19 protein-coding genes, 1 tRNA gene and 1 riboswitch are annotated in these 20186 nt (G+C 68.2%); of the genes, 9 read left to right on the top strand and 11 right to left on the bottom strand.

All coding sequences use genetic code 11. The features are described 5' to 3' along the window. Positions 1-1627: methyl-accepting chemotaxis protein (locus RT051_RS11360; RefSeq protein ID WP_313076672.1), on the bottom strand; the 1627-nt coding region annotated here is incomplete at its 3' end. Positions 1628-1811: 184 nt separating this feature from the next. Here RT051_RS11360 and RT051_RS11355 point away from each other — a divergent pair. Together RT051_RS11355 and RT051_RS11350 are read left to right on the top strand one after the other, a co-directional pair. Continuing rightward, positions 1812-2702: a 3',5'-nucleoside bisphosphate phosphatase gene (locus tag RT051_RS11355; RefSeq protein WP_313076670.1), complete on the top strand. Its 891-nt coding sequence runs from the start codon at positions 1812-1814 to the stop codon at positions 2700-2702. An 8-nt stretch (positions 2703-2710) separates the two neighbouring features. After that, a complete protein-coding gene (locus RT051_RS11350; RefSeq protein ID WP_313076667.1) occupies positions 2711-3346 on the top strand; it encodes an L-threonylcarbamoyladenylate synthase in 636 nt (211 codons plus the stop codon). An 8-nt stretch (positions 3347-3354) separates the two neighbouring features. Here RT051_RS11350 and RT051_RS11345 read toward each other — a convergent pair whose 3' ends face one another. Genes RT051_RS11345 through RT051_RS11330 form a run of 4 tightly spaced genes read right to left on the bottom strand, consistent with a single transcriptional unit; the run spans position 3355 to position 8573 of the window. Then, positions 3355-5433, bottom strand: coding sequence for a hypothetical protein (locus RT051_RS11345; RefSeq protein WP_313076664.1), 2079 nt, complete (start codon positions 5431-5433; stop codon positions 3355-3357). Between the two features lie 13 nt (positions 5434-5446). Next, complete coding sequence (locus RT051_RS11340) at positions 5447-6259, bottom strand: CbbQ/NirQ/NorQ/GpvN family protein (protein ID WP_313076660.1); 813 nt, start codon at positions 6257-6259, stop codon at positions 5447-5449. A 19-nt stretch (positions 6260-6278) separates the two neighbouring features. Then, entirely contained in the window at positions 6279-7652 is a 1374-nt protein-coding gene (locus RT051_RS11335; protein WP_313076657.1) for a cbb3-type cytochrome c oxidase subunit I, read from the bottom strand. A 48-nt stretch (positions 7653-7700) separates the two neighbouring features. Continuing rightward, positions 7701-8573, bottom strand: a complete 873-nt coding sequence (locus tag RT051_RS11330) for a cytochrome c (RefSeq protein ID WP_313076653.1) — start codon at positions 8571-8573, stop codon at positions 7701-7703. A 286-nt stretch (positions 8574-8859) separates the two neighbouring features. On the opposite strand from RT051_RS11330, the gene RT051_RS11325 reads away from it, so the two are divergent. Both RT051_RS11325 and RT051_RS11320 read left to right on the top strand, forming a co-directional pair. After that, the gene (locus tag RT051_RS11325) at positions 8860-9546 is read left to right on the top strand and encodes a site-2 protease family protein (protein WP_409520595.1); all 687 of its coding nucleotides are present in this window, start codon (positions 8860-8862) and stop codon (positions 9544-9546) included. A 20-nt stretch (positions 9547-9566) separates the two neighbouring features. Beyond that, positions 9567-10871, top strand: a complete 1305-nt coding sequence (locus tag RT051_RS11320) for a tryptophan--tRNA ligase (protein WP_313076647.1) — start codon at positions 9567-9569, stop codon at positions 10869-10871. A gap of 178 nt (positions 10872-11049) precedes the next feature. Here the strand turns inward: RT051_RS11320 and RT051_RS11315 are convergent, their stop codons facing one another. Further along, entirely contained in the window at positions 11050-12081 is a 1032-nt protein-coding gene (locus tag RT051_RS11315; protein WP_313076645.1) for a hypothetical protein, read from the bottom strand. Positions 12082-12558: 477 nt separating this feature from the next. Between RT051_RS11315 and RT051_RS11310 the strand changes: the two genes are divergently transcribed. Beyond that, on the top strand, positions 12559-13008 hold the full coding sequence (locus RT051_RS11310) for a hypothetical protein (protein ID WP_313076642.1): 450 nt from the start codon (positions 12559-12561) through the stop codon (positions 13006-13008). A gap of 9 nt (positions 13009-13017) precedes the next feature. On the opposite strand, the gene RT051_RS11305 is transcribed toward RT051_RS11310, so the two are convergent. Further along, positions 13018-13626 carry a hypothetical protein gene (locus RT051_RS11305; RefSeq protein ID WP_313076639.1) on the bottom strand — a complete coding sequence of 203 codons (609 nt, stop codon included), beginning with the start codon at positions 13624-13626 and terminating at the stop codon, positions 13018-13020. Positions 13627-13757: 131 nt separating this feature from the next. On the opposite strand from RT051_RS11305, the gene RT051_RS11300 reads away from it, so the two are divergent. Further along, positions 13758-13907: a hypothetical protein gene (locus RT051_RS11300; RefSeq protein WP_313076636.1), complete on the top strand. Its 150-nt coding sequence runs from the start codon at positions 13758-13760 to the stop codon at positions 13905-13907. A gap of 75 nt (positions 13908-13982) precedes the next feature. Continuing rightward, complete coding sequence (locus tag RT051_RS11295; protein ID WP_313076634.1) at positions 13983-15035, top strand: SDR family oxidoreductase; 1053 nt, start codon at positions 13983-13985, stop codon at positions 15033-15035. A gap of 99 nt (positions 15036-15134) precedes the next feature. On the opposite strand, the gene RT051_RS11290 is transcribed toward RT051_RS11295, so the two are convergent. After that, on the bottom strand, positions 15135-15578 hold the full coding sequence (locus RT051_RS11290) for a KGG domain-containing protein (protein ID WP_313076631.1): 444 nt from the start codon (positions 15576-15578) through the stop codon (positions 15135-15137). Positions 15579-15875: 297 nt separating this feature from the next. After that, positions 15876-16049, top strand: a riboswitch (yybP-ykoY riboswitch). Positions 16050-16054: 5 nt separating this feature from the next. Between RT051_RS11290 and RT051_RS11285 the strand changes: the two genes are divergently transcribed. Continuing rightward, the gene (locus tag RT051_RS11285) at positions 16055-16633 is read left to right on the top strand and encodes a TMEM165/GDT1 family protein (protein ID WP_313076628.1); all 579 of its coding nucleotides are present in this window, start codon (positions 16055-16057) and stop codon (positions 16631-16633) included. 86 nt (positions 16634-16719) lie between these two features. On the opposite strand, the gene RT051_RS11280 is transcribed toward RT051_RS11285, so the two are convergent. Both RT051_RS11280 and serS read right to left on the bottom strand, forming a co-directional pair. Next, a tRNA-Ser gene (locus RT051_RS11280) sits at positions 16720-16809 on the bottom strand. A gap of 70 nt (positions 16810-16879) precedes the next feature. After that, the gene (gene serS / locus RT051_RS11275) at positions 16880-18229 is read right to left on the bottom strand and encodes a serine--tRNA ligase (RefSeq protein WP_313076626.1); all 1350 of its coding nucleotides are present in this window, start codon (positions 18227-18229) and stop codon (positions 16880-16882) included. Positions 18230-18289: 60 nt separating this feature from the next. Between serS and RT051_RS11270 the strand changes: the two genes are divergently transcribed. Then, complete coding sequence (locus RT051_RS11270) at positions 18290-18982, top strand: CBS domain-containing protein (protein WP_313076623.1); 693 nt, start codon at positions 18290-18292, stop codon at positions 18980-18982. Positions 18983-19050: 68 nt separating this feature from the next. Here the strand turns inward: RT051_RS11270 and RT051_RS11265 are convergent. Then, positions 19051-20186: hemolysin family protein (locus RT051_RS11265; RefSeq protein ID WP_313076621.1), on the bottom strand; the 1136-nt coding region annotated here is incomplete at its 5' end.

The following is a 20186-nucleotide window of genomic DNA, read 5'->3' as shown; positions in this document are numbered from 1 at the left end:
GGCGCGGCGCGGCCGCCACGGGGGCCGGCACCGCGCGGGCCGGGGCCGCGGCAGGCGCCGGACGCACCGCCGCGGCGGCGCCGCTGCCGACGTTGAACACCGACACCACCTGCGCCAGGCGCTGGGCCTGCTCGTGCATGGCGCTGGCCGCGGCGCTGGACTGCTCGACCAGCGCGGCGTTCTGCTGGGTCATGCGGTCCAGGCTGGCGACGGCCTGGTTGACCTGCGAGATGCCGTCGCGCTGCTCGGCCGAGGACGCCGTGATCTCGCCAATCAGATCGCTCACGCGGCTGACGCTGAGCACGATGTCCTGCATGCTCTGGCCGGCCTGCTCGACCTGGGCCGAGCCGGCCTGCACGTTGTCCACGCTGGCGGTGATGAGCTCCTTGATCTCCTTGGCGGCCGAGGCCGAGCGCTGCGCCAGGTTGCGCACCTCGCCGGCCACCACGGCAAAGCCCCGGCCCTGCTCGCCGGCGCGCGCCGCCTCCACGGCCGCGTTCAGCGCCAGGATGTTGGTCTGGAAGGCGATGCCGTCGATCACGCCGATGATGTCGGCGATCCGGCGGCTCGAATCGGTGATCTGCTGCATGCTGTGCACCACCTGTCCCACCACCTGGCCGCCGCGCTCGGCCGCCTGGGCCGCGTTGGCCGCCAGCTGGTTGGCCTGGCGCGCCGTGTCGGCTGCCTGGGTGACGGTGGAGGTCAGCTCCTCCATGCTGGAGGCGGTCTCCTCCAGGTTGGCCGCGGTCTGCTCGGTGCGGGCCGACAGGTCGTGGTTGCCGGTGGCGATCTCGCTGGACGCGGCCGAGACCGCCTGCACCCCCGTGCGCACCTCGCCCACCACCCCGCGCAGACGCGCCGCCATGCTCGACAGCGACTGCAGCAGCCGCCCGAGCTCGTCGCGGCGCTCGTCGCGCACGTCCTGCGTCAGGTCGCCCTCGGCGATGGCATCGGCCAGGCGCGCGGCGCGGTCGATGGGCCGGGTGATGGAGCGCACCAGCACGACCGACAGTGCCAGGCCGGCCAGCACCACCAGGGCGGCCAGACCCAGGCTCAGCCAGATGGCGCGCTCGCGCTCTTGCGCCGCCACCTGCTTGGCGGCGCTGCGCTGGCGCTCCTGCAGCTGGGCAAAGGCGTCCTGCTCGGCCACATAGCGCTGCACGGCAGGCAGCAGCTTTTCCTCGACCAGGCCATAGGCGCCGGCGAAGTCGCCGTCGTTGCGCAGCTTGATGGCGTCCTCGTTGAAGGCCAGCACGGGCTTGCGGGCGGCGGCCACCTTCTCCAGCTGCGCCCGGTCCTCGGGCGTGGTCGCGCGCTCCTCCATCTGTTTTTGCAGCCCGCTGATGGCCTGGATGCCCTCGCGCGCTTGCTGGCGCAGGCGCGTGGCCAGGGCCTCGTCGGGCACGCTCACGCCCAGCACCGAGCGCTCCACCGCCAGGGCCGACAGGCCCTTCCACTGCAGCGCCAGGCTCAGGCTTTCGTCGTTAGCCTGGGCGATGCGCTGGGCCCGGTTGTCCAGCTGGACCAGGTGGGTCAGCAGGCCGGCGGCCAGGAGCAGCATGGAGGCCATCAGGCCAAGGATCAGGGCCCAGAGTTTTCGGCCCACGGGAAGGTTGTCGAGCATCATCGGGAAACCAGCTTTCTGTGCAGAGGCAGGAAATTCGCCTCCGGCGAGGCGGTGCTGCGGCGGAGGATTCATTGCAGAGTGTCGCATTTTCATGCTTTTACTTACAAATGCCGCAGGTCCCTGGCATGAATCATCCAAAAAACCTGACACGACGCTGGTCCGCACCCACCCCTAGAATCCCTCGGTGACCATCCTGCTCAATGCCGACCTGCACTGCCACTCCACCGTCTCCGACGGCACCCTTACGCCCGAGGATCTTGCCGCGCGGGCGCACGCCAACGGCGTGCAGCTGTGGGCGCTGACCGACCACGACGAGATTGGCGGCCAGCACCGCGCCATCGCCGCCGCCCACGCCCTGGGGCTCGATTACCTGACGGGCGTCGAGATCTCGGTCTCCTTCCTGCACGCCACGGTGCACATCGTCGGGCTGGGTTTCGACGCCGACGACGCGCAGCTGCACCAGGGCCTGGCCGAAACGCGCGGCGGGCGCGGCGGGCGGGCGCAGGAGATCGCGCGCCAGCTCGCCCAGGTGGGCATCTGCGATGCCTATGAAGGGGCGCTGCGACATGCCGGCAACCCGGAGCTGATCTCGCGCACGCATTTCGCGCGCTTCTTGGTCGAGACCGGCGTGTGCAGCGACACCCCGGAGGTCTTTCGCCGCTACCTCACCGAGGGCCACCCCGGCTACGTGCCGCACCAGTGGGCCGCGCTGGGCGACGCCGTGCGCTGGATCCGCGAGGCCGGCGGCATGGCGGTGATCGCCCATCCGGCGCGCTACCGCTTCTCGCCCACCGAGGAGTACGCACTGTTCTCGGAGTTCAAGGGCCATGGCGGCCAGGGCGTCGAGGTGGTGACGGGCAGCCACGCTCCGTCGGAATACCCCGTCTATGCCGCCATGGCGCAGGAGTTCGGCCTGGCGGCCTCGCGCGGCAGCGACTTCCACAGCCCGGGCGAGTCGCACACCGACCTGGGCGGCCTGCCCGACCTGCCGGGCCAGCTGACCCCGGTCTGGGAGCTGCTGGAGCACCGCATCCTGCGTGCGCCGCAGGCCGCCGTCACCCCTTCCGTGCATTGAGGCAAGCCATGGCCCAGTATTTCGAAGCCCATCCGGACAACCCCCAGCCCCGCCTGCTGCGCCAGGCCGCCGACCTGCTCTCGGGCGGCGGCATCCTGGCCGTGCCGACCGATTCCAGCTATGCGCTGGTATGCCGGCTCGACGACAAGGCCGCCGTGGACCGCATGCGCCGCGTGCGCCAGATCGACGACAAGCGCCTGTTGACGCTGCTGTGCCGCGACCTGTCGGAGCTGGCAAGCTACGCCCATGTGGACAACCGCCAGTACCGCATGCTCAAGCTGGGCACGCCCGGGCCCTACACCTTCATCCTGGAGGCGACCAAGGAGGTGCCGCGCCGCGTGAGCCATCCGCAGCGCAAGACCATCGGCCTGCGCGTGCCCGACCGCAAGGGCCTGCAGCTGCTGCTGGAGCTGCACGGCGCGCCGCTGCTGGCCACCACGCTCATCCCTCCGGGCGAGACCGAGCCCATGAACGACCCCGAGGAAATCCGCGAGCGCTTCGACAAGGTGATCGACGGCGTCGTGGACTCGGGCGCCTGCCCGCGGGAGCCGACCACGGTGATCGACATGACGCCCATGAACAGCGGCGGCGAACCGGTGGTGGTGCGCGAAGGGCGCGGCAGCCTGGACAAGCTGGGGCTGTAGGCTCCCTGTCAGCCCACGACCAGGCGGCGCAGCCACTCCAGCAGCACCGCCGGCAGCTGCTCGGGCCGGGGCAGCAGTGCGTAGTGGTGCGCGCCAAAGACGGCCGGCAGGTAATTCGCTGCATGGCGGTCGATGGTCAGGCAGAACGGCGAGATGCCCTGCAGGCGCGCCTCGGTCACCGCCTGGCGCATGTCTTCCAGGCCATAGCGGCCCTCGTACTGGTCGATGTCGTTGGGCTTGCCGTCGGACAGCAGCAGCAGCAGGCGGTGCGCGGCCGGCTCGCGCATCAGGGTGGCCGTGGCGTGGCGCAGGGCCGCGCCGGCGCGGGTGTAGTGCTCGGGCTCCAGCCCGGCGATGCGCAGTGCCACCCCGGGGCCATAGCCCTCGGCGAAACGCTTGACGCCGCGCACCACCACGCCATGCGGCCCCTCGCCCGAGAATGCCTGCACGGCAAAAGGCGCGCCCATGCCGTCAAGCGCCAGCGACACCATCAGCAGCGCCTCGCGCGCCACGTCGATCACGCGCCGGCCCGGCGCCACCCAGGCGTCGGTGGAGCCACTCACATCGATCAGCACCAGCACCGCCAGGTCGCGGTGCAGGCGCCGCTCGCTGCGGTACAGGCGCTGGGGGAGGGGTAGGCCGGCAGAGAAATCGGCGCGCGCCTCGATGCAGGCTTCCAGGTCGATATCGTCGCCGTCAAGCTGGCGGCGCACCGGCACGCGCCGGCTGCGCAGCAGCTCGAAGCGCCGGCGCACCTCGTGCAGCATGCCGCGGTGCACCTCCAGCGTCGCCGACAGCCACTCAGGCGCGCCGGGCGCGGCCTCGCGCAGCCGCACGGTGGCACCGCCGGGCCGGTAGCTGGCCGTGCGCCAGTCCCATTCGGGATAAGGCAGCGCGGCGTCCTCCGTGGTGGGCTGCGCCGCCTCGGCCGTGCGGGCCTGGCGCGCCAGGTGCTCAGGCGGGTCGTCGGACAGCAGCACCTCCTTGGGGCGCCCGGGCGTGGCCACCAGGCGGGCCTCGTCCAGCTCGGACAGGGCGTCGGCGAATTCTTCGGCCGCCGTGTCGGTGTCGCGGTCGGTCGGGCGCTGCAGGCCCATGGGGTCGGCCGCCTGCTCATGCGGCTGGGCGGTCTGCACCATCCAGGCGCCGGGCCGGTCCTGGTCTTCGTCCTCGTCGGGTTCGGCCTCGCGCACCCGGGGCCGGCGCGGCAGGTGGGCCGAGCGCGCCGCAGCCGCGTCGGCGGCCGCGTCGTCCGCCGTCTGCCCGGGCAACAGGCTGGCCAGGGCTGCGCCCGCGCGCAGCTCGCCCAGCCACAGGTCGGGCACCAGCCAGCGCTGCTGGCGCGCCGGCGAGCCCGGTGGCCGCAGGCGGCTGGCCAGTGCCAAGGCACGTGTATGGGCCTGCTGCGCCGTGGCGGGCAGGGGCAAGAGCCATTCACCAGCGCCTGCAGTGCCCGGCAGCAGCGCCGGCTCGGCGGGCGAGGCAGACAGAATGGCTCGCGCCATGGCCTCGAAGGGCCGCAGGTGCGCCGCCAGCGCTTCGGGGCGCGGGCGCGATGCCAGCGCCGCCTGGCGCAGTTGTGCCAGCGGCTCCGCTACGCCGGGCAGCAAGGTGACCAGAGCCTGGTCCGCCGCCTGTGCCTGCAGCAGCGTGAACAGCGCCAGCGCCAACGGATCATGGATGCCGGCAGCCAGCTGCGCGGCGCCGCGCTGGGCACGCAGCGCATGTGCCAGCGCCAGCGTGCGGTACAGCGCGGTGGTGTCCTGCGCGTCCGGCGTGCTCGTGAGTCGGGGTGGCAGCCACAGGCTTGTACCGTCGGTGGCGGGCAGGGCCTGGGTGGCGCGGGGGGGCTCGCCGCGCTGCAGCCAGCGCGACAGGAAGGTGGGAGGCGCCGGCAACTGAGCCGGGCGCAGCAGCATGCGGCTGCCCAACGCGGCGCTGATCAACAGGTCCAGCCGCTGCGCGACATCCGCCAGGTGCAGCACGGGCGGGCCGGCGGGCCGCGGCCGGTGGCGCCGCCACAGTGCCTGGGCGTAGATGGTGGCGTGCCGCGCCACATCGGTGATGACGTCTTCGGCTTCAGCCACGCTGCCTGGGCTCTCAGACGAAGGTGGCGTCCACCAGGTCGCGCATGGCAGCGACCAGAGACGCTTCGTCCGACAGTGGCGCGACGATGGCGTGCACGCAGGCGCGGTGCAGCTCCACGCCGCGCACCGCCAGCTGCGCGGCTGCCACCAGCAGGCGCGTGCTGGGCACCTCGGCCAGGCCCCGGTCGTGCAGGGCGCGCAGGCGGCCAGCCAGCTGCACCAGGGCGCGGGCGTCGGCTTCGGCGATGCCGCTTTCCTGCACGACGATGCGCGCCTCGACCTCGGGCCGGGGAAAGTCGAAGTCCAGCGCCACGAAGCGCTGGCGCGTGCTGGGCTTCAGGTCTTTCAGCATGCGCTGGTAGCCGGGGTTGTACGACACCACCAGGCCGAAACCGGGCGCGGCGCGCACCAGCTCGCCGGTCTTGTCGATGGGCAGTTCGCGCCGGTGGTCGGTGAGCGGGTGCAGCACGACCACCGTGTCCTGGCGCGCCTCGACCACTTCGTCCAGGTAGCACAGCGCACCTTCGCGCACGGCGCGCGTCAGCGGCCCATCCTGCCACTCGGTGCCGTCGTTCCTGATGAGGAAGCGCCCGATCAGGTCGCTGGCGCTCAGGTCGTCGTGGCAGGACACGGTGATCAGCGGCCGACCCAGGCGCCAGGCCATGTGCTCGACGAAGCGTGTCTTGCCACAACCCGTGGGGCCCTTGAGCATGATGGCCAGGCCCTGGGCGTGGCACTGCTCGAAGACCCCGATCTCGTCGCCCGTGGGCAGATAGAACGGCGCGGTGGCCGCGCCGCCCGGCACTGCGGCGGTCTGCCCGGACAAGGTGGCCGCGTCCACGCTGTCAGACCGTTGCCGCACGGCCAGGCACCGCGGGCGGCACGACCGGATCATCGGTGCGCACTTCCATGCGCAGCGGGTAGCGGAAGAAGTCGATGATGAACAGCGCCACGCCCACGGCAAAGATGGAGGCGGTGATGATCAGCATGACGAAGTGCACCTGGATCTTGAGCTGTGCGTCCAGATAGCCCATGCCCATGATGCGCTCCAGATACACCTGGCCGATGCCGGCGGTGGCGAACGACAGCGTCATGCCGAACATGCCGGCCAGCTGCATCCAGAAAGCCGTGTAGCCCATGGCCGAGCCTTCCTCGGGCCGGCGCGTGAACGAAGGCAGGGCGTAGCTGATCATGGCCATGACGATCATGGCGTAGGCGCCGTAGAAGGCGGCGTGGCCGTGCATGGCAGTGATCAGGGTGCCATGCGTCCACTTGTTCACGCTGGGGAAGGTGTGCGCCAGGCCCAGCAGACCGGCGCCGAACAGGGTGAACACGGCGCTGCCCACCGTCCAGTGCAGGGCCAGCTTGTTGGGGTGTGCCAGGCCGGTGCGGCGCATGGCGTAGTAGGCGTACATGGCCATGCCGACGAGGGCGACGGGCTCCAGCGCGCTGAAGAATCCGCCGATCGGCAGCCAGTACCCCGGCACGCCCACCCAGTAGTAGTGGTGCGCCGTGCCCAGGATGCCGGCGATGAACACCAGGCCGACGATGACGTACAGCCACTTTTCCATCACCTCGCGATCGGCGCCGGACAGGCGGATCAGCAGGTAGGCCAGGAAGCCGCCCTGGATCATCTCCCACACGCCCTCCACCCACAGGTGGATGGTCCACCAGCGGTAAAAGATGGACACCGTGTAGTTGTGGTACTCCAGCAGCGCCGGCACATACAGCACCGCAGCCAACCCCAGTCCGCCCAGCAGCACGCCCTCGGGCGTGGTGAAGCGGCCAGACTTCCTGATCGTCATGCCGATGTTGTAGAGGAAGATCAGCATGGCGACGACGATGGCCAGCTTGGACGGCAGCGGCTGCTCCAACAGTTTGTTGCCGGTGCCGTAGCGGAACAGGTAGCCAATCACCGTGGCCACGCCCATCACCACCCAGATCACGAGCTGGATGTAGGCCAGCTTGACGCTGTAGAGCTCGGTGCGCGACTCGTCGGGCACCATCCAGTAGGTGGCGCCCATGAAGCCGCAGATGACCCAGACGATCAGCACGTTGGTGTGGATGACCTTGGTGACGTCAAAGGGCAGAATGTACAGCAGCGGGTCCGGCCCCAGGTATTTGGTGGCCGACAGCAGACCGAAGACGATCTGCAGCCCGAACAGGGCCACGGCCACGGCGAAATACCAGTAGGCGACGGATTGGGATTTGTATCTCATGGCGAACTCCGGCGAAGACCTGGGCGGCGGTCGTTGGTTTGCTGTTGTTTATTTGAGGGACATCAGGTATGCCACGAGCTGGTCGATCTGCTCGGGCGTCAGGTCCTTGCCGTAGGTGGTGGGCATGAACGAGGTGCCGTCGGCCGAGTACATGGGCCCCGGCACCAGGTGCGCGCTGGGCTCGACGATGGACTCGTGCAGGTAGCCGGCCACGTCCTTGGCCTTGCCCTTGTAGTCGGCCGAGGCCAGCAGCGCCTCGGTGCGGCCCTTGACGCCCGCCAGCGACGGCCCGGCCATGTTCACGCCCGGCGCGGTGGAGTGGCAGGCCGTGCAGGCCGGCGTGGCGGTGCGAAACACCCGCTCGCCCAGGGCGATGGGATTCTCGTCGCCCGCCAGCGGCCGCGCGCCCGGGGGCGCCTCGATGCCACCGCGCTCAACCTTGGCGCCGCTGGTCTGCTGATCGATGTTGCGGTCCGAGCCGGGCAGGGCCGCCCCCGTAACCAGGATCGGCCGCGGCGGCCAGCCCTGGTTGTCCACATTGCTGACCCAGTCGAAGAAGGCGATCAGGCCGGCGATGTCCTCGTCGCTCAGGTCCTGCTTGGGCATCAGGCGGCGGTGGCGCGTCTCGTCATAGAACTTGGATGGGTCCTTCATGTAGGCCGTCAGATAGGCCTCGCCGCGCAGCTTGCTGATCTTGGTCAGGTCGGGCGCGTAATAGGCGCCTTCGCCGAAGATGGTGTGGCAGTTGATGCAGTTGTTCTTGTGCCAGACGTTCTTGCCATGCGTGACGGCTGGCGTGATGGCCTCGGCATTGGTCAGCTTGTCGAACTGGCGGTGGCTGTCGAGCGTGAGCCCGAGAAACGCCGCCGCCGACAGGGCGGTGGCGACGATGGCGAAGAGGCGGGTTTGGCGCTTGTTCATGACGGGTCCCGGGTTGGCTATGGAGGCCGGCGTCAGACGCCGATACCGGACCAGTAGGTGATGGCCATGGTGCCGGCGTAGAGCATGGCCACCGCCATCAGCAGCACGACGACGAGCGCGAAGATCTTCAAGGGGGCGTACCAGGCATGCATGGGGTGGGCTCCGGTTGTTCTTGGTTGGCCCGGCGCATTGCACGCCGGACTCTGCGGGCGATTGTTGAGCCGTGGCGAGGGGCTTTCGCGTCAGACAAGCGCCCATGCCCTGTGGGACACGGCCGACAGGCGCCATGCGCGACAATCGCGCCGTGCCCTCCTCCGACATCCTCCAGACCGTCCTGATCTACGCCCTGCCCGTGCTGTTCTCCATCACGGTGCACGAGGCCGCGCACGGCTACGCCGCACGCCATTTCGGCGACAACACGGCCTACATGCTGGGCCGCATGACGCTCAACCCCATCAAGCACATCGACCCCATCGGCACCATCCTGATGCCGCTGCTGCTGTACTTCTCCACCTCGGGCGCCTTCGTCTTCGGCTATGCCAAGCCGGTGCCGGTCAATTTCGGCAACCTGCGGCACCCCAAGCGCGACATGGTCTGGGTGGCGCTGGCCGGGCCGGCCTCCAACTTCGTGCAGGCCATTGCCTGGGCGCTGCTGCTGGTGGCGCTGGTGGCCGCGGGTGTGGAAGAGCCCTTCTTCACGCAGATGGCCCGCGCCGGCATCCTGGTCAACCTGGTCATGTGGGCCTTCAACCTGTTCCCGCTACCGCCGCTCGATGGCGGGCGCGTGCTGGCCGGCCTGCTGCCCATGCGCCAGGCGATGTGGCTGTCGCGCATCGAGCCTTACGGCTTCTTCATCGTGCTGGCGCTGGTGCTGGCGGGCGTGGTGGGCTCGCTGTGGCTGCGCCCGCTGATGTCGCTGGGCTACGAAGCCATCAACCTGCTGCTGACCCCCTTCGTCGCGCTGCTGCGCTGACCCGCTCCCTGTCCTGATCCATGCAAGAACCCACGCGCTTTCTCACCGGCATCACCCCTTCGGGCACCCCGCACCTCGGCAATTTCGTCGGCTCCATCCGCCCCTCCGTGGCCGCCAGCCGCTCGGGCGGCGTGGAGAGCTATTACTTCCTGGCCGACTACCACGCCCTCATCAAGTGCCAGGAGCCCGAGCGCGTGAACCGCTCCACGCTGGAGATCGCCGCCAGCTGGCTGGCCGCCGGGCTGGACCCTCAGCACGTCACCTTCTACCGCCAGTCCGACATCCCCGAGATCCCCGAGCTGCACTGGCTGCTGACCTGCGTGACCGGCAAGGGCCTGCTCAACCGCGCCCACGCCTACAAGGCCGCGCAGGACAAGAACCACGAAGCCGGCCGCGACGGCGACGACGGCGTCTCCGCCGGCCTGTTCATGTACCCGGTGCTGATGGCCGCCGACATCCTGCTGTTCAACGCCCACCACGTGCCCGTCGGCCGGGACCAGGTGCAGCACATCGAGATGGCGCGCGACATGGCGTCCAGCTTCAACCACCTGTACGGCAGCCACTTCACGCTGCCCGAAGCCGCCATCGAGGACAACGTGGCCCTGCTCGCCGGCCTGGACGGGCGCAAGATGAGCAAGAGCTACGACAACACCATCCCGCTGTTCGCCCCGCGCGAGCAGCTCAGGAAGCTGATCGGCGCCATCGTCACCGACTCGCGCGCACCGGGCGAGCCCAAGGAGACGGAAGGCTCAGCGCTGTTCCAGATCTACCAGGCCTTTGCCACGCCCGAGGAAACGGCCGCCCTGCGCCGCGCCTATGCCGAGGGCATCGCCTGGGGCGAGGCCAAGCAACTGCTGTTCGAACGCATCGATCGCGAGATCGCGCCTCTGCGCGCACGCTACGACGACCTGATGGCCCACCCCGCGAAGGTGGAGGCAGCGCTGCAGCAGGGCGCGACGCGCGCGCGCGCCCAGGCTGCCCCCTTCCTGCAGCGCCTGCGCGGCGCCGTGGGGCTGCGCCCGCTCACCGCTCCGCCCGCCGGCCCTGCGGAAAAGACCCGGACGGCGGCCGCGCAGCCCGCATTCAAGCAGTACCGCGAGAGCGATGGCCGGTTCTATTTCAAGCTGGTGGGCACCGACGGCCGCACCCTGCTGCAAAGCACGGCCTTCGCGGCGCCACGCGAAGCCGGGCAGGCCATCGCCCGGCTGCAGCGCGAAGGCGGCGCGGCACTGCCCGCGCTGGCCGACCTGCTCGAACCCCTGGACGATGCCCGGACGGCCGAGGCCGCCACTGCGCTCGACAAACTGGCGGCGCAGGAAAACTGAAGTCGCGGTGTTGAAACCCTGGCTTGGCCTCAGCGCCAATGCCAGGCAAAAGCAGCCGCGCCCTGAAGATTTTTCAAATAATTTTCATAGCGCAATGTGCTGAACTGGCGCGGGCTAGAGGCCAAAAAAAGCCCCGTCCCAGGGTGGGGCGGGGCCGCGCCGGCGCACTCAGTCCGGCTTACTTGCCATGATCCTTGCTGCCGGACTTGCTGCTGGAGCCACTGCCGCCTGAGCTGCTGTCATTGCTGCCCATGCCGGCACTGCCCGAACCCTGCGAGCCCGAGCCCGTAGTGCTGCTCTGGCCGGTCTGGTTGTGGTTGCCCTGCGAGCGGCTGTTGCGCCAGTTGTTGAAGTCCTCCGAGAACTTCTTGTAGCGCTCACCGCGCCAGCTCTCGTAGTCGTTGTCCAGATTGCGCATCTGCTCTTCGCGCCACTGGTGGTAATCGGGGTCGTCATGGTGGCGCGAGCGCTGCGAGCCGCCCTGCTGGCCACCGCTGGAGAAGCGATCGGAGTCGCCATAGAAGCCACCGGAATGGTCGCGGTGGGAATGCTGGCCGCCCTGACCGCCATAGCTGCCATGACTGCCGCCGTAGCCGCCCTGCCCCTGGTGACCCCCCCAGCTTCCGTGCTGGCCACCCTGGCTTCCATATCCACCGCCGCCGCCCTGGTGCACACCCCCCCAGCCGCCTTGCTGGCCACCGCCCCAGCCGCCGTTCTGACCGGCGCCATAGCTGCCCTGGCCGCCGTAGCCTCCGTAGCCGCTATAGCCGTAGCCGCTCTGCTGGCCACCGCCCTGCCCGCCCCACTGTTCCTGCCGGCCGCCGCCCTGGCCGCCCCACTGTCCCTGCTGGCCGCCGCCCTGGCCGCCGTAACTGCCCTGGCCGCCGTAGTTGCCACCCTGACCACCCTGGCCACCACCATAGCCCCCGTACTGACCACCGTACTGTCCGCCGCCATAGCCGCCCTGGCCACCGCCGGGGTAGCCGCCATCGTTGTTATAGCCGCCGCTGCCGTAGCCGCTGCTTGCGTAACCGCCGCGGTGGTCGTCATGTCCCCCGCCTTGGCGACCGCCATAACCCTGCCCCTGGTACGACGACTGGCCCTGTCCGCCATAACCGCCTTCGTTGCCGCGGCCCCGGTTTTGGCGCTCGTCGTCATAGCCGCGCCCCTGGTTGTGTCGGTTGTCGTCTGCGTAATCGCGTTGAGCCATTTCAATCTCCGTGAAAAATGTTCAAGAAATAGGCGCCTGGGGCGAATTCCCCTGGCGAAGCACCATATTTGCCAAACATATTGCTGCTTTATGTAGGCCATGGCCGACATGGACGTCAGCAGGAAGCGAAGTGCGCCATGCGCCCCGGAGCCAAGCGCCTTGCATTCTGCCCGTACGGCCATGGACTGCGCCTGCGAACTCCGCTCGTCCTACGCGAAATCAGGAAAGGAAACGCCGTCCTGCGCCAGCATGTGCATAAACATTGCCATTTACACACCGGGCCATGCAAACAAATTTATCGCATACATCCGAATACTGTTGAATGTAAATATTTTGTTTTTCGGAAATATTGCAGAAAAATTTGTATCCAAAACAAATCCGCAGCCCAATTCAATGATCGGCGGTCGGCCTGACCGGAGCGTTGCAGAGGTCCGCCTATCGATCCACCACAGCCCACAAAAGACATCGGAGCCAGGAATGATTCCCTCTCAGCAAAACAGCCGGCCCTGGGCCAAAACCGTGATGAAGGCCCAGGACTTCAGCCATGACTGGGACAGCTACGTGACCATCAAGGTCAAGAGCGTGCGGGCCATCGCCCTGTCGGGCCTGCACGATTTCTCAGAAGGCGACCTGCGGATTGCGCAGGCCACCGGTTTCATCGAACTGCTGGGTGCCCGGGCGGGAGCCTTGCGCACGGCGCTGCAGATCGGTTTTTCGTTGGCGAAAGAGCTGCCACCCCCCGGCTTCGCCCTCTACGACACACTGGCCGTGGGCACGCTGGTGCTACCGGCGTCCTGCTTTGGCTCCATCGTGCAGTTCGCCAACTGCCCCACCGCGCACTTTCGCATCGGCGGGGACGGCAGCTGCAACGCCATTGCCACCGAGGCCCCCCTCCTGCAGAGCGGCCTGCCGATCGTCGAAGCGTGAGGGGCCAGGTCAGGCGGCCGAGCCGCCGCCTGCGGCGTTCTGGTCCTCGCTGGCCACCAGCGGATCGCTGGTGGGCACCAGTACCAGGTGGTCGTTGCTGAAAGTGGGAATGAAGCCGAGCTGGCCGCGGATCTTGTAGAACGGTGTGGAGAACTTCTCCAGCATGGCCGCCGTCACCTTCTCGAAGAAGGTCTGCGGCGTCTTGTCGGAGATATTGCCGCTTTCGATCTGGTTCCAGCGCATGCGCCACTTGCCCTGCACTCGCTGCACGCCCACGCGCACATGCTCCTCCAGGCAGTGCGAGCCCTCGCGGAGGAACAGGGTCAGTCCGAAATAGACGAAGCCGTCGTCACCTACCTGCAGGCGCGGCGACAGGGTCGTGCCTTCTGCGTCCAGGCGTTCCAGCCGCTCGTCGAGCTTGTGGAATTCCACGTCGGTGGACCTCGCGCCCAGGTAGGAGATGTACTCCACGCGCAGGCGCTCGGCGAACATCCGCACCTCTTCCTTGTATTGCTCGAAGTCCTTGCACCAGGCGATCGCCCGGGTACGCAAATTTTCAAAAGGGCTGGCGTTCTGACTCATCTTGTTGTCGTTGATCGAGGCGTTTCTCATGGGCATTTTGTGTGATCTCCAGCCTGCCGAGCGAGAGCAGGGGCAGGGTATTGCAGCCTGAGTCAAAGGCGTCCGACAGGGCAGGCGCACGCCGGATGATCGAATCCGCACCATACACCCCATCCCGGAGCCTTGCCATGTTCCACGCCTTTCAGCGCAGCAGCGACAAGCCTTTGAAGCCACGGGCCATCAAGCGCCTGCGCCAGCAGGAAGCCCTCCTGTCCAGCCAGCGGCGGCCCCTGCAATTTCCACAGCCCGAGCCGCCGCTGTGGAAGCCCCTGGGCTGACTGACTGCCCGCCTCTGGCGGGCGTTTCTTTGTTCGCCCTTTCCTTCCCTCCCTTCATATTTCAGCGAGGTAGCCATGAGTTCATCATCTTCCGGCCACGGACAAAAGCCCGCGGGCGCCAGCGACGCTGCACGCCAGCAGCAGGACATCCAGCAGGAGCAGGACCGCAAGGATGCGGAGCGCAAGAAGCACGAGCAGCAGCAGGACCAGGCACAGAAGAAGGGTGAGAAGCAGGACGAGGACAAGCCCGTCGCTCCGGGGCCGGGACGCGAGGAGCCGGCGCCTCCCCTGCCCCGGCAGCATCTGGCCAAGCCCGGCCTGCAGAAAGACATGGAGCTGCAACCCCGTTTCGATGCGCCCCACTACGAAGGCAGCGGCAAGCTCAAGGGGATGGCGGCCCTCATCACCGGCGGTGACTCAGGCATCGGCCGCGCCGTGGCTGTGCTGTTCGCCCGCGAGGGTGCGGACGTGGCCATCGTCTACCTGGACGAGCACGAGGATGCCCGGGAAACCTGCCACCTGATCGAGGCCGAGGGCGGGCGCAGCCTGGCCCTGCCCGGGGACGTGAAGGATGCGCGTTTCTGCGCCAGGGCGGTCCAGGAGACGGTTGCCGCCTTCGGCAAGCTCAACGTGCTGGTCAACAACGCCGCCTTTCAGGAGCATGCCCAGGGCCTGCAGGAGCTGACCGAGGAGCGTTTCGATGAAACCTTCCGCACCAATATCTATGGCTACTTCCACATGGCCAAGGCGGCCCTGCCGCATCTCGGCCGGGGCGACGCCATCGTCAACACCGGCTCGGTGACCGGGCTGCGCGGCAGCAAGGAACTGCTGGACTATTCAGCCACCAAGGGCGCCATCCATGCCTTTACCAAGGCCCTGGCCCAGAACGTAATCGAGCAGGGCATCCGCGTGAACGCCATCGCGCCCGGCCCGGTCTGGACGCCACTCAACCCTGCCGACAAGGCGCCGCAGGACATCGCCCAATTCGGCGCCAGCACCCAGATGGGCCGTCCGGCCCAGCCCGAAGAGATTGCTCCGGCGTACGTCTTTCTGGCCGCGCCCAGCTGTTCGAGCTACATCACCGGCATCGTCCTGCCCATCACGGGCAACGCGGGCGACGGCGCCTGAAGCGTGGCTGTGTCCGCCGTATCGGCGGGCCGGCGGACGCGCAGAAAAACCAAAGGCCCCTGAAACAGGGGCCTTTGGTCATTTCAGAGCGCCGTTTACTCAACGGTCGTTCTTGTGGCTCTGTGCACCAGCGCGCGCATGCTGCTCGCTGGAGCCGCCACGTGTGCCGCCGGAATTGCTGCTGTTGCTGTTGTTGTTGCTCGAAGAACCCTGGTTGTTGTTCGAGCCCTGGCTCTGCGAGGAGGAGGAGCCTTGGCCACCATGGCTCTTGGCACCTGCCTTGCGGGCCTCTTCCGAGGTGAACTCGTGGGCGTTGCCCGAGGCGTGGGCGGCACGGCCGCCCTCGGCTGCGATCTCGCGCTGGCGATCCGGGTCCATGCCGGCAAAGCCGCGGCCACCCGAGTTGTTGTCCTGGTTGCCGCCCTGGTTGCCTTGGTTGCCACCCTGGTTGCTGTTGCTCTGATTGTTGCTGCTCTTGCTGCTTTGGTTGTTGTTATTGTTGTTGGTGTACTGGTTGTGACCCTGGGGGTTGTTGGTGGGCATTGCGATCTCCTGTGGATGTCCAAAAAAAGAAGCATGCTGGTGAATTCCAACGTGCGAAGACAAATTTGCGCCCCCACCCCACGCTGATCCGTAATCCCCATCCGACACGGGGGTAGGCCGGCGCCATCCCCGGGTAACAAGATGCCCGTGGCATTGCCAGAAGCGCGCTGGCGAAAGAAATCCCCAGGAACGTGGCAGAGGGCAACAGCAGGCAGCGCTTCTACCCCTGGTTCGCTGCGCAAAAGCGCCGCTCGCACCCTCGCGCAGCGCAAGCCGCTGCCAAAGCCCGGCATAATGCCGCCCGTCATTGGGGAGTAGCCGCTCTTCAGCCGAAGAGGCTTGCGTCAACACACTTGGCCCACAGGCCATGGCGCAAGCGGTTCCCGGGCTTGGCAAGACCTTTGACCACGTCGCCTCCGCTCTGGCCGGGGAAGCGATGTGGTCATTCGTCTTCGCACCGGCCTTGAGGATATTTCGTGGAAACTCTCTTCGTCTCGACGGGCGTTATCGCCCTCGCCGAGATTGGCGACAAGACCCAGCTGCTGGCCTTCCTGCTGGCCGCACGGTTCAAGAAGCCCTGGCCCATCATTGCCGGCATCCTGTGCGCGACCCTGGTCAACCATGGCCTGGCCGGCGCCCTGGGCGCATGGATCACTGCGGTGGTCCACCCCGAGGTGGTGCGCTGGGTGCTGGGCGCCTCCTTCATCGCCATGGCCCTCTGGACACTGATTCCCGACAAGATCGAGGAGGAGGAAACTCGCATCGTCCCGCGCTTCGGCGTCTTCGGCGCGACGCTGGTGACCTTCTTCCTGGCCGAGATGGGCGACAAGACGCAGATCGCCACCGTGGCCATGGCCGCGCACTACGCCGATCCGCTGTGGGTGGTCATCGGCACCACGCTCGGCATGCTGCTGGCTGACGTGCCTGCCGTCTTCGTCGGCGACAAGCTGGCGGCGCGCATCCCGATGAGGCTTGTCCACTCCATCGCCGCCGCCATCTTCGCCCTCCTGGGCGTTGCAACCCTCCTGGGCGCGGGCGCAAGCTACGGCCCGTAGCCACACCGCACCGACTGCCGGCCCCTACGCCGGCAGGCGCGCCAAAAGAAAAACCCCAAGTGAGCTGCTCACTTGGGGTTTTGCATTGGCGGAGAGGGTGGGATTCGAACCCACGGTAGTGTTGCCACTACGCCTGATTTCGAGTCAGGTACATTCGACCACTCTGCCACCTCTCCTGTGTGTCGAAGCGCGAGATTGTAGCAGCAAACCGCGGGGGTTGCGGCGCCCCGCCTCACGCGGCAGGCATCAGGCGGAGAGGGTGGGATTCGAACCCGGGCTTCGCGCCGTCAGCACGTCCGTCCCTCCCATGTAGGGCCGCAGGGCCTCTGGCACGGTGACGCTGCCGTCCTGGTTCTGGTAGTTCTCCAGCACCGCCACCAGCGTGCGCCCCACGGCCAGGCCCGAGCCGTTCAGGGTGTGCACCAGCTCATTCTTGCCCTGCGCGCTCTTGAAGCGCGCCTGCATGCGCCGCGCCTGGAAAGCCTCGCAGTTGCTCACCGAGCTGATCTCGCGGTAGGTGCCTTGCGCGGGCAGCCAGACCTCCAGGTCATAGGTCTTGGCGGCGCCAAAGCCCATGTCCCCGGTGGCCAGGCTCATCACACGGTAGGGCAGGCCCAGCCTTTGCAGCACGGTCTCGGCATGCCCGGTCATCTGCTCGAGCACCTCGTAGCTGCTCTCGGGATGCACGATCTGCACCATCTCGACCTTGTCGAACTGGTGCTGGCGGATCATGCCGCGCGTGTCGCGGCCGTGGCTACCGGCCTCGGAGCGAAAGCACGGCGTGTGGGCCGCCAGGCGGATCGGCAGCTGACTCTCGGCCAGCACCGTGTCCTGCACCAGGTTGGTCAGCGGCACCTCGCTGGTCGGGATCAGGTAGAGCCGGGCGTCGTCGGGTACATCCTCACCCTCCTGACCGCCCTTGTTCACGGCAAACAGGTCGGCCTCGAACTTGGGCAGCTGGCCCGTGCCCTTGAGGGCCTCGGCGTTGACGATGTAGGGCACATAGCACTCGGTGTAGCCGTGCTCGCGCGTCTGCACGTCCAGCATGAAGGCGGCCAGCGCGCGGTGCAGGCGCGCCAGCGGCCCCTGCATGACGGAAAAACGGGCGCCAGCGAGTTTGGCGCCGGCCGCCAGGTCCAGGCCGATCAGCTCGCCCACATCGACGTGGTCGCGCACGGGAAAATCGAACGTGCGCGGCGTGCCCCAGCGGCGCACCTCGACATTGGCCGACTCGTCAGCGCCCACCGGCACGCTCTCGTGCGGCAGGTTGGGCACGGCCGCCAGCATGGCCTGCAGCTCGGCCTGAATCTGCTCCAGGCGTGCGGCCGAGCCGTCGAGCTCCTGCTTGAGGGCGCCGACCTCGGCCTTGGCCGTCTCGGCGGCGTCGCGCTCGCCCCGGCCCATCAGCGCGCCGATCTGTTTGGACAGCTGGTTGCGCCGGGACTGCAGCTCCTCGGTGCGCGTCTGCAAGCTCTTGCGCTCGGCCTCCAGGGACTGGAAGGCGTCCACATCCAGAAAGGGTTGGGGGTTTTTGCGGGTCTGCAGCCGGGCGACGACCGTAGGCAGGTCTTTGCGAAGAAGAAGGATATCGAGCATGGCAGGCGATTTTAGGGCGCGCCCGACCTGCCGATACCATGGCTTGACAGGAGGCAAACCATGTTCTTCGTGTTCGGCCCTTCGGGGCAGGTGTACCGCGGCGGGCCCGGGCCGATTTCCCAGGTGGCGCCGGTGCGTCGCGTGCAGCGGCCGGGTGGCCTGCGCGCCAGCGCCGCGCGGCTGGACGGCGACGGCCAGGGCGGCGCCCCGGCGGCGCTCCCGCCCAAGCCGCCCGTAGCCGCTGCCCCGGCAGTGCCGCTGCGCGTGCTGGACGCGGTTTCGGCCTATGTGCAGACCGAGCTGGGCCCAGCCGAGCAGCGCCAGCCCCTGACCCGCGTGCGCGACGTGATGACCGAGGACGCCCTGAGCGTGGCCCCCGACCTGCCGGTGCACGAGGCCTGGCAGCTCTTCATGCGCCAGCGCATCGGACAGGCGCCCGTGGTGAATGACCAGGGCGTGGTGGTCGGGCTGCTGCTGCGCGCCGACATGGCGCCCCCCGAGCTGCTGCCCGGACGCGAGGCCGTGCGCGAGATGATCGCCCTGGCCCGCCGGACCGTGGCCGAGGCCATGGTCAGCCCGGTGCCCACGGTGACCGCCGACGGCGACCTGCGCCGCCTGGCCGGCGTGCTGATGGACACCGGCCTGCCCGGGTTGCCGGTGACGGGCGAGGACGGCCGGCTGGCCGGCTTCGTCTCGCGCACCGACATCCTGCGCGCCGTGGCGGCCGACCCGCCGCTGGACCTGTGGAGTTGACGCGGCTTGCAAAAAAGAGAGTTGCAAAGCGTTGCCAGACAAGGGCTGGAGGGCGAAAACTCCGTATTTCAGTCGTCGGGCGAAGGCTCCAGATCAAGCCCGAGGGCTGGCAGGCGCGTGGCCAGCACCTTGTCGATGGTCTTGCCATCCATGTCCACCACCTCGAACTGCCAGTCCTCCCACTGCACCGTGTCGGTGACGTTGGGCAGCTTGCCCGTCAGCAGCATGACCATGCCGCTCAGGGTGTGGTAGCGCCCGCGCTCCTCCTCGGGCACCGAGTCGAGCTGCAGCCGGTCCTTGAGCTCGGGCACGGGGATGTGACCGTCCAGCAGCCAGCTGCCGTCCTCGCGCTGCACGGCCCAGGCGTCCTCGGGGTCGAGCGAGGTGAACTCGCCCGTGATGGCCTCGATCAGGTCCTGCAGAGTGACGATGCCCTGCACCTCGCCGTACTCGTCGATGACGAAGGCCATCTGCACGTCCGACTGGCGAAAGTTGTCCAGCAGCTCCATGCCGTTGATGGTCTCGGGTACGTACAGCGCTGTCTGCAGGGGCACGTTGGCCAGTTCGCGCGCGCCCTCCTCGCGCAGCACGCGCGAGAGCCACTGGCGTGCGTTAAGCACGCCCAGGATGTTCTCCATGCCGCCACGCACCACCGGAAAGCGCGCGTGCCCGGACTCTTCGATGCACGCCAGGTTGTCCTCGAAGGGCGCCGCCACGTCCAGGAACACCACGTCGGCGCGCGGCACCATGAGCGAGCCGATCTGGCGGTCGTCCAGGCGAAAGACGTTGCGCACCATCAGGTGCTCGTGCGATTCGATGACCCCGGCGCTGGTGCCCTCGGCCAGCATGGCGTGGATCTCGTCCTCGGTCACGGTGCTGCCGCTTTCCTTGACACCCAGCAGGCGCAGCAGCGCCTGGGTGGAGGCCGACAGCAGGCGCACAAAGGGTTTGGTGGCGATCGCCAGCCAGTTGATGGGCCGCGCCACCAGCCGCGCCAGCGTCTCCGGGTAGCTCTGCCCCAGCCGCTTGGGCACCAGCTCGCCCACGACGATGGAAAAATAGGTGATCAGGACCACCACCAGGCCGGTGGCGACGTAGCCCGCCGTCTGCGCCTCCACCCCCGACTCGATCAGCCAGTCGCCCAGCGGTTTGGCCAGCGCCGCCTCGCCCACGATGCCGTTGAGCACGCCGATGGAGGTGATGC

Origin of the sequence: Melaminivora sp. (genome assembly GCF_032059615.1) — a bacterium.
Taxonomy (GTDB): Bacteria; Pseudomonadota; Gammaproteobacteria; order Burkholderiales; family Burkholderiaceae_C; genus Melaminivora.
The sequence above is the reverse complement of the archived record's forward strand: the minus strand, read 5'-3'. Positions and strand labels throughout refer to the sequence as shown.